Genomic DNA, 1,316 nt, shown 5'->3' with positions numbered 1-1,316 from the left:
TGGGCCTGACCCGTTTTGACGGACACCTGAGATCAGGGGTTTCGCCCCTGGAAGGATGTCCTTATGAAGACCACGGGCTCGAACAAGCCCCGGCGTCCTCGTCGTGCGTTCACGCCGGAGTTCAAGGCGGAGATCGTCGAGCAGTGCCAGCGTGGCGACCGCTCGATCGGTCAGGTCGCGAAGGACTTCGACCTGATCGAGACCGCAGTGCGCGAGTGGGTCAGACAGGCCGAGCGTGACGCCGGGACCCGCGAGGACGGCGGGCTGAGCAGCGACGAGAAGGCCGAGCTGGCCGCGCTGCGGCGGGAGAATCGGCGGCTGCGTGAGGATGTGGAGATCCTCAAGCGGGCCACGGCTTTCTTCGCGAAGGAGACCCGGTGAACGTCTACCCGTTCATCGAGGCGGAGAACGCCAGCGGTAGCGGCAACGTCAAGCGTGCGTGCGAACTGCTCCAGGTCTCCCGAGCCGCCTACTACACCCAGCGCACCGCGGACCCATCCATCCGCGCACGCGTCGACGCCACGCTGACCGAGAAGATCATCGCGGTGCACGACGAGTCGAACGGCACCTACGGGACACCTCGGATTCACGCCGAGCTCGCCGACCAGGGGCACCGGCACTCCCGCAAGCGCATCGCCCGGCTCCTGCGCGAAGCCGGCCGGGCCGGGCGGGCGCCGAAACGCTGGCGCACCACCACCATCCCGGACCCGGCCGCGACCACCTCCACCGACCTGATCGAGCGGGATTTCTCGTGCAGTGCAAGGGAAATCAACACTCGATGGTGCGGTGACATCACCTACATCAACACCTGGGAGGGCTGGCTGTACCTGGCCACCGTGATCGACCTCGGTTCCCGCAAGGTCGTCGGCTGGGCCACCGCCGACCACCACCTGCGCACCGATCTCGTCGAGCAGGCGCTGCGCAACGCCGTCACGCAGCGCCGCCCCGAGCCCGGCGTGATCTTCCACTCCGACAGGGGCTGTCAATACACCTCTGGCCAGTACGCCCGAGCCGCCGGTGATGCCGGAGTCCGGCTATCCGTCGGTCGTAAGGGTCAATGCTGGGACAACGCGGTCGCCGAATCGTTCTTCGCCACCATCAAGACCGAACTGCTCGACCGGCAGCCCTGGCCCACGAAAGCCAAGGCGCACAAGGCAATCTTCAAATACATCGAGGGCTGGTACAACACCCGCCGCAGGCATTCCAGCCTCGGCTACCTCAGCCCCACCGCCTACGAAGCCACCCGATACCAGCCAGTCGATCAGGTAGCGTGATCACACCTCATCGACCTTGTCCGTCAAAACGGGGCAACCCCA

At 66.2% G+C, this 1,316-nt stretch carries 2 protein-coding genes; both read left to right on the top strand.

Features of this window, described 5'->3' with window-relative positions; translation table 11 throughout:
* The first annotated feature begins 63 nt into the window (after nucleotides 1-63).
* Nucleotides 64-381 carry a transposase gene (locus B0F77_RS44685; protein ID WP_086669133.1) on the top strand — a complete coding sequence of 106 codons (318 nt, stop codon included), beginning with the start codon at nucleotides 64-66 and terminating at the stop codon, nucleotides 379-381.
* Nucleotides 378-1,274, top strand: coding sequence for an IS3 family transposase (locus B0F77_RS44680; RefSeq protein ID WP_086669132.1), 897 nt, complete (start codon nucleotides 378-380; stop codon nucleotides 1,272-1,274). Before B0F77_RS44685 ends, B0F77_RS44680 begins: the two co-directional genes overlap by 4 nt.
* Nucleotides 1,275-1,316 lie beyond the last annotated feature (42 nt).

This window comes from Lentzea kentuckyensis (assembly GCF_002150765.1).
GTDB classification, from domain to species: Bacteria; Actinomycetota; Actinomycetes; order Mycobacteriales; family Pseudonocardiaceae; genus Lentzea; species Lentzea kentuckyensis.
Note: the sequence above shows the minus strand (reverse complement) of the source record. Positions and strands in the feature narration are given on the sequence as shown.